The 8,734-nt window shown below is 53.3% G+C and carries 3 protein-coding genes; all 3 read left to right on the forward strand.

What is annotated here, in order from left to right; all coding sequences use genetic code 11:
- Positions 1-56: 56 nt before the first annotated feature.
- The 3 genes from ACX1DY_RS26385 to ACX1DY_RS26395 are packed head-to-tail and all read left to right on the forward strand — an operon-like array spanning position 57 to position 8,290.
- Positions 57-1,037 carry a carbohydrate ABC transporter permease gene (locus ACX1DY_RS26385; protein WP_458967153.1) on the forward strand — a complete coding sequence of 327 codons (981 nt, stop codon included), beginning with the start codon at positions 57-59 and terminating at the stop codon, positions 1,035-1,037.
- Complete coding sequence (locus ACX1DY_RS26390; RefSeq protein WP_458967154.1) at positions 1,034-1,912, forward strand: carbohydrate ABC transporter permease; 879 nt, start codon at positions 1,034-1,036, stop codon at positions 1,910-1,912. The genes ACX1DY_RS26385 and ACX1DY_RS26390 overlap by 4 nt, the downstream gene beginning before the upstream one ends.
- An 18-nt stretch (positions 1,913-1,930) precedes the next feature.
- Positions 1,931-8,290 carry an S-layer homology domain-containing protein gene (locus tag ACX1DY_RS26395; protein WP_458967155.1) on the forward strand — a complete coding sequence of 2,120 codons (6,360 nt, stop codon included), beginning with the start codon at positions 1,931-1,933 and terminating at the stop codon, positions 8,288-8,290.
- Positions 8,291-8,734: the final 444 nt, after the last annotated feature.

The following is an 8,734-nucleotide window of genomic DNA, read 5'->3' on the forward strand; positions in this document are numbered from 1 at the left end:
ACTGATATCACTATTACAAAAGTATAAAGCTTTTATTTGAAAAGAGGGCTGTGCTTATGAACCCAGAGAGCAAAACCGGTGTGGCACCCGTCTATGTCAAGAAACACGCCAAAGGCGCCACCAAGGAGGCGGTTGCCGGATATTTGTTTGCAGCGCCTGCCATTATCGGATTTTTGGTGCTGACGCTGTACCCGATGCTGGCCAGCTTATTTTACAGTTTTCATAAAATTACGATTTTGAGCGGAAGTCAGGTAATGGACTGGATCGGGCTGGACAACTATAGATATATCTTCAGCAATCCCAGCTCCGAGTTCAAAAAATCGATAACGGTAACCTTGATCTACGCTTTTGTCAATGTGGTGCTTGTTATCGTCTTTTGCCTGATCGTTGCACTGTTGTTGAACCGCAAGTTTATCGGCAGAAATATGCTGCGGGCCATCTTCTTTCTGCCGTCCGTGGTGCCGATGCTGGCGACTACGATTGTGTGGCAAATGCTGCTGCAAAATCAGGCCAAAGGCGGACTTGTCAACTGGCTTTTGCTGCAGATGGGAATAGCGCCCGTAGAGTTTCTGACGGACCCGATCCGGATTTTCGAGACCCTGTTCATCATGAGTTTGTGGACCTGCGGCGGGACGATTGTTGTCTTCATCGCCACACTGCAGGATGTTCCCGGCGAACTGCTGGAAGCCATAGAGATGGACGGCGGCAATGCGTGGCATAAATTCCTGAAGGTGACTTACCCGACGATCAAGCCGGTGCTTTTCTTCCAGTTGATCATGTGCATGATGACTTCCATCCAGATTTATACCCAGAGCGTGGTGCTGTCGAGAAACGGCGCGCCTGACCGGATGACCTATTTCATCAACGTTATGATCTATGACCATTCCTTTGTCCAAGTGGGCATGCGCGGGCTGGCGTCCGCCGAGGCCTGGATTGTCTTCCTGATTACGCTAGCTATTACAGTCATATTGTTCTACTTCCAGGGTGCGCTTAAGCGCGACGATTCAATGGGCAAAAGAAAGAAGGTGAGATCATGACAGCAACAGCAACTATGAAATATTCCAGCATCAAGCGGGCAAAAAGCAGAAGCAAGGCTATTCACGCGGCGCTCATTACGCTCTCCTGCCTGCTTGCGGTCGTCTTCGCTTTCCCGTTGTATTGGCTGCTGCGCGGCGCTTTTGTCAGCCATTCGGAGATCCTGGCGCGTCCGCCCGTGTTCTTCCCGGAGCAACTGAGTGCCGATAACTTCAAGCTGGGGCTGGAGCGCATACAGTTCTGGCGGCAGCTCTGGAACTCGGTATCCATTGTCGTACCTTACGTGATCGGCACCGTGCTTACGACAAGCTTTGCCGGTTATGCCTTTGCCAAGCTGAAGTTCCCGCTGCGCGGGATGTGGTTCGTGCTTGTCATCAGCAGTATGATGCTGCCGAGCGCTGTAACCCTGCTGCCGCAATTCTCGCTGTACACTTCGCTTGGACTGGCCGGCAAGCCGGCGCTGATCATTCCCGCCTTTTTCTGCGCGGGCGGTAATGCGTATTTCGTCTTTCTGCTGCGGCAATTTTTCATGACCATTCCCGGGGAATTAAGCGAGGCGGCCAAAATTGATGGCGCGGGCCATTTCCGCATCTATTCCAGCATTATGCTGCCGCTGATTCGCCCGGCGATGATTGTTGTTGCACTGTTCAGCTTCATTAACTGCTGGAATGAATTTTTCTACACGATGATTTATTTGAAGACGGAAGCCGACTACACCCTGCCGATGGGTCTCTACATCGTCAACGGGATGCGGATTCCGAACTATGAACAGGTCATGGCGCTTGCACTGGTTGTTACGGCTCCCTGCCTGGTGTTTTTCCTGATCGGCAACAAATATTTTGTGGAAGGTATTACGTTGACGGGGATTAAAGGTTAGAGAGGAGACAAAGCAAAGATGGCAACGAAGAAATGGACTCGAAAGATTTGGGTAGCGGCCTTGTGTACGGCTGTTACCCTGAATGCCGGCATTGTGCCGGCATCGGCGAACTATACGACGGATTTTGTGCATAAGGGTGTAGGTACGGATTACGGTCCGGCGAAGTGGAAGGACGGCAATAAGATCGCCAAGCAGCCGATTGATTTCAGCCAGGACACCATCGGCCAGATGATGCAGAAAATTCAGGATTTTGATTTTGCCAAGTTCGCCAAAGACAATGCCGACCTGCCGTGGCTCGATTCACTGCTGGTCAACAATGGCGTCATTCCCGATGATAATACCGGTGACGACAGCAGCGCCAATATGCTGTTCAGCCGCGGCAGCGCCCTGTACATGAAGACACAGGACAATTCACAGCTTGGTTTTGTCGGTACAGTGCATTATGCGGATACGCTCAACAAGGATACGATGTACAACATCTCCCTGTCTACTGGCGGGATGGATGAGGACAAGGACAAACGCAAAAATTATCCCAGCCATGAGGATCAGACCTATAACAGCGGCGGGCTGGAAATCAACCAGCGCAAATTCATTTCCGCCTACAACAGCGCCGTTACCCTGCTGAAGCTTACCAATAAGGGCAGTCAGCCGATTACGGTAACGATGACGGTCAAATCGCCATTTGTCTCCAAGGCGGAAGGCGATGAACTCATTGGCAATCGGGTTGCCGCTCCAATTATGGTCGGACGGGCCGGTGAAAAATATGTGGAAGCGATGTCCTATGTCGATGTTCATTTAAGCGGGGACGGCATGAGTCCTGCGGGCAACGATCTCGTCAAAGAGATTACCGTTCCGGCCGGCGGATCGGTGGACCAGAAGGTCGTTATGGGCTGGCTGGCCGAGGAAATTCCGGCCTCGAAGACACAGTATGCCGACTTCAAGGCAGCCAATAATGAAAAGGCTTTCTCGGATCAGGTCAAGCAGTACAACGAGTGGTGGGCGCAAAACATTCCGTACATCGACGTTCCTGACGAGAATGTGAAGAAGGTGCTCTACTACCGCTGGTGGAGTAACCGCTACAATCTGCTGGAGGCCAACATTCCCGGCAATGACTGGCAGTTCCCGATGAATATGGAGGGTGTGCTCGGCTATAACAACGGCATCACAGTCAGCGTGCCGTGGGCGCTGCAGGATTTGAAATGGCTGCGCGACCCATCCTATGCTTACGGCACATGGCTGGCCCAAGGCGAATATTCCGAGAACGCCAACTATAAAAACAACCCTGGCCGGCCCAACATCTGGACCTGGGATATGATGCAGAACTCGTCGCAGGTAGGCTGGGAAGCCTACAAAATCTACGGCGGCGGGGATAAGGTGCTGAAGAAATTCGCTGATTTCTCGGCGAACGATGTAACCGGCACACTGGCTCATTTCAAGGGCACAGACCCGGATCTGGTCTACTATAACCACGGGCCGATTACCGGCAATGACGGCGATACTGTCTCGATGCACTGGAAAGGCGGCGGCAACTATGCCCGTCTGGACGGATCGTCCACGGAGTATGCCAATGCAGTAGCGGCGCAGCAAATGTATGAGCAGCTTGGCGATACGGCAAAGGCCGCGCAGATGAAGGAGATTGCCGGCAAGATCCAGCAGGCCATTTTGACGAATATGTGGTATGACAATAAGGACTTTGACGGCGACGGTAAAGCGGATACCAAGGGAGACGGCAGCTTTTTGCATAAAAAAGTGGAAGGCAGCAAGGATGTATTCGATCCGTGGCGCGACAACAACATGTTCGTGTTCAATTTCGGCGTGGTGCCAAAGGCAGGGGAAGCTGGATATCAATCCAAGTACCTGACCCAACTGTACGATTACGCTGATCCGAATTACTATCCGATCTTCCCGTTCTTCACTGCCGATCAGAACAGCATTATGAAGCGGGTTGAGGCGTTCAAGAACGGTGAGACTGATGCCTTCGGCACCGACCAGTTCGCTTGGTGCAACTTCGGCAATTATATCAATACCATTCGCGCTTCACTGCGCTATTACCCGGTGAATAACATCAACAGCGACACTTATAAAACGTTGTTCGACTGGGGCGCATGGCTGCACACAGTGAATCCGGGCAATACGGATTATCTGGATTCCAATGAGTTCTTCTGGCTGGAGGATTATTTCTTCGGCACACCTTGGACCAAGGACAACCCGCCGAACCCAAGCGGCAAAATGGTGCGGGCATGGATTCACCACGATACGCTGGGCATGATGAATTACACGGTTATGGAGGATATGGCCGGACTGCAGCCGAGAACGGATGACAAAATCGAGCTGTGGCCGATCAATGTCAAATATGACCATTTCGCAGTGGACAATGTGCGTTATCATGATGCCAACCTGTCGATTGTCTGGCAGGACCCGGCAAAGTATACCGACAGCAATGCTTATTACAAAGGCATTCCGGCTGGTTATTCGCTCTTCATTAATGGCGAGCGTGTAATGACCACTAACGAAATGTCGCATATCATTTTTGATACAGCTACAGGCAAGGTGGAAAAACCTGCGGGTGATGTTCAGGGCGCTGTAGGCGACAACTCGAAGACGCAGGTATTATTCCAAAAAGGCAGCGCCGTCAAACTGGCTGCAGCCGATGACACTTCGCTGGCCGGCAATGCCAAAGCGGTTGATATGTTCAACAAAGCTGGCGTTGACGTTGTGCATAGCGGCGAGAATCTGGCGCTTGCGGCTGGAACGACTATTGAATCCAGCTATATCAAGAGCGGCTCGGATGTGAAGAATCTGGCGGATGGGTCAACGATTGCTTCCATCAATCATACGTCCAATACGGCTTTGTTCGGCGGCTCGCCGAATCCGTCCGATACGGTGACCTTCAAGTTCGACAGCACTCAGACGGTGGATAATGTGAAGGTCTACTTCTACAATGACCGGCGTCCTAACGGCTATGACGCTCCGCAGACCTTCGGCGTGGAGTATCTCGATGCTGACGGTACGACCTGGAAACCGGTGGAGGGGCAATTCCGTTATCCGGATTATGTAACCTCCAACTACAACAATGTGGAGTTCAAGGCGGTGGATACGGCAGCGATCCGCGTTAATTTCACCCATGCTTCAGGTTTTGGAACCGGTATTAAGGAAATTCAGATTTACAACAACAATCTGCAGGTTACGCCTGCGGCCAACCGTGCGCCGAAGGTGATGCTGGATACGCCGGTGAAGGTGGAGCAGGATGCTCCGCTGACCCTTGTGCCTACAATCCAGGATGACGGCCTGCCAAGCGGCAAGCTGACCTATCAGTGGAAGCTTGTCTCCGGTGAAGGTCAGGTCGAAGCGCCTGTGCTGGATCAAGCCGTCCTGAAAGCGACATTCAAGACGGTAGGCGAATACAAATTCGAGCTGAGCGTCAGCGACGGAGATCAGGTTACCAAAGTCGATGTTCCGGTTACGGTATTCGTAGCGACCGCCGAACTGTCCGATATGATCGCGAAGTTCGCAGATCGGAATTCAGCGATGGGACCACTTGTGCGGAATCAGGCCGACTTTACGCCTGAATCGTGGCAGGGGCTCCAAACTGCGCTGACTGCGGCCAAGGCGCTGCTCGCCAAAGACAAATATACTCTGGAGGAAGTGCAGACCACAACGGATGGGCTGCGGTCGGCCATAGACAATCTGCGCTACAAAAATGCGGCTCTGCTGGCAACGCCAAGCGCTTCGTATACTTCGGCTTGGGAGAACGTGTACGCGGTGAATGACGGCTATGTCCCGCTTATTTCAAATAGTATTGGCGACAAGGAAGTTGAAACCCAATACGGAAACTGGGGCGGTCCCGGTAGCAGCCACTGGGTGCAATATTCGTGGAAACGTCCGGTGACTCTCTCCGGAAGCTCGCTGTATTTCTTCGATGACGGCGGCGGAGTAGTCGTTCCTTCCGACTACAGCTTCGAATATTGGGACAGTGCTGCGGGTAAATTCGTACCTGTCAGCGGTCTGAGCGAGAAGAAGATGGCGAAGGATACCTTCAACGAAGTCACCTTTGATGAGATTACGACCGACAAGCTGCGGCTGACGATGGTGAAGCAAGGCGGCTCCTATACCGGACTTAAGGAATGGCGCGCCATTTCGTCCAAAGCCGGCGGGGAAGAGCCGATTCCGGCCGATCACGGAGCAATTACAGCCGTTGAGCCGGTCTCGGTCAATACAACAGTGAACGTGATGCCGGTTCTGCCTGCCAAAGTGACCGTGACCTATGCGGACAAAACAAGAGGCCAGGCAAGCGTGGTGTGGGATGAAGTGCCGGCGAACAAGCTGACCATTGCCACCGACTTTGTTATTCTGGGCAAGGTGGAAGGAAGCGAGCTGAGGGCAAGCTGCCGCATCTACGTCAAGTATGACAAGACGCGTCTGAAAACAGCGATTGATACAGCCGCCGATCCGGCGGTGAACAAAGACAACTACAGCGGAACGTCGGAACAGTGGGAAGCGCTGCATGCTGCTCTGCTGGCTGCGACAGAGGTCTACAAGAATGATTCATCCACCGAAGGCGATATTGATACGGCTTACAAAGCGTTGAAGAACGCTTTCGAAGCACTCAAGCCGGTGGAAGAGCATAATGCTTCCATCAGCGGCATTACAATTCCGGGCGGTTCGGTAGATCAGGTGGCGAAGGAAATTATTGTGCCTGAGACTACGACCCTGAAGCAGTTGAATGAGGGATTAACTGTACGGGCTGGAGTTACTTTTGCCGTCTATGAAACAGATGCTATTACTTTGGCAACGGATTTGAAGACAGGCTACAAAGTGAAGGTAACGGCTGCCGACCAGACTACAACGCGTACCTATACGCTGACGCTTGTAGCTGTGCAACCGCCGGCCAATACCAGTCTGTTGGAGGAAAAGCTTAAAGAAGCGAAAGCTTTGAAGCAGGCGCTGTATACCGAAGCGAGCTGGAAGGCTCTTGCAGAAGCTATAAGCCAAGCTTCGCTGCTGCTGGAGAGCGGGTCCGCTGCGCAGGCGGACATTGATGCGGCGTTAAGCAAGCTGGAGTCGGCAATTGCCGGACTCAAGCTGCTTCCGACAGCAACGCCAACACCATCGCCAACACCATCGCCATCACCGACACCAACAGCAACACCGTACATTCCATCGTCCGGTTCCAGTACTACACCGCAACCAAGCCCTAGTGCGACCGCAACGCCTGCTGCCGTAAGCAAAGGCAGTATCGCCGTGCAGCCGGTGGTGCTGGCGGACGGAACAGTTAAGGCGCAGGTAACCGCCGGTGATATCGAAGCTGCCGCCAAGGACATCAAAGACGGCACGTTGACAGTCACCGTTAAAGCGGCGGCGGGTGTGAAGCAAGTGGCGGTAGAGCTTCCGCTGCAAGCGCTGGCCGCAGCGAAAGCGGTGACCACGCTGAAGCTTGAGGCCGGCTCGGCGAATGTGATTCTGCCGCAGAGCTTCCTGAAATCGTACACGGGTAACAGCAGCCTTGCGCTGCTAGTGAAAGCCGTGGACGGTGCGGGCCTGCCGGCGCAAGCGGGCGCCCTCAAGGGAGCGGGCACGGTCAGCGACATTACGCTGAGCGTTGACGGAGCGGCGCTTGCGGCTTCGGCGCTGCAAGCGAAGGGCATCAAGCTGGCCCTGCCTTATGTGCTGAAGGCCGGCGACAAGGGCCATCAAGTGGTCGCCTACACGTTGAATGATGCCGGAACAGCCAAGATCGTTGCTGGCGGCAAGTACAATGCCGCTACCGGAATGTTCGAATTCAACATGAAGCATAACGGAACCTATGCGGTTCTCTGCCCGAACGTTGCATTTACCGATGTAGCGAACGTGGGCTGGGCAGCGGACAGCATCGAAGCGCTGGCAGCCAGAGGGGCTATCCAGGGTACGGAAGCAGGCGCGTTTAAGCCGGGGGCTAACGTGACCCGCGCGGAATTCATCAAGATTTTGATGAATGCGTTCGATCTGCTGGATGAGACGGCTGTACCTGCATTCAGCGATGTGAAATCGGGAGCCTGGTACACCGGCCCGATTGCCAGCGCACAAAAGCTGGGCATTGTGAAAGGAAAAGCCGACGGCTCCTTCGGGGTCAATGAGCAAATTACCCGCCAGGAAATGGCCGTAATGATCTACCGCCTCGCAGGTATCGTGAATGTTCCATTGAAGAGTGAAGCCGGAGCGGCAACCACTCCGTTCACCGACCTGAAGCAACTGCCGCAGGATGCTGCCGAAGCAGTAGAAGCGGTGCGCAGCGGCGGACTGATCAACGGCATGCCGGATGGACGCTTTGTCCCTGAAGGACAAGCTACCCGGGCGCAAGCGGCTGCTGTTATTTACCGGCTGCTGGGTCAAGCCGAATAAGCGGTTTGCTGGACATTTTTAAGCATAAGCAAGATTGAACTAATGAAACGGCTGTCTCAAGCAGATTTTTCTGCTAGTGAGGCGGCCGTTTTTATTGTTGAAACTATGAAAATGGTTAGAAGTTTTGAGGGCCCTATAACGCCTGTACCCCAGGATAATCACTTACGAAATGAACCAAGAACAGGGAGAACCATGGGGGTTGGCCAGAAATAACGGCAGAAATGCCGTTGTTGGAGCGAGGTAGGGTGGTTTGGGGTAGTGTCAAGAAGTTTGTGTAAGAGTAGAGTATCTCATCGGGTGTATCTTATAGGGTGTAAGAGTGTGTAGTGGCGGGGGAACCCCCCCCCTACACACACCCGAACACCAAAAATGCGGCCAATGTTTCGACCGTGGGGTAGCGTTCTTCAAATAACTTTCTTAACTGCTCTTTCACTGTTGGTGCGC

Source organism: Paenibacillus sp. BAC0078 (assembly GCF_054483875.1).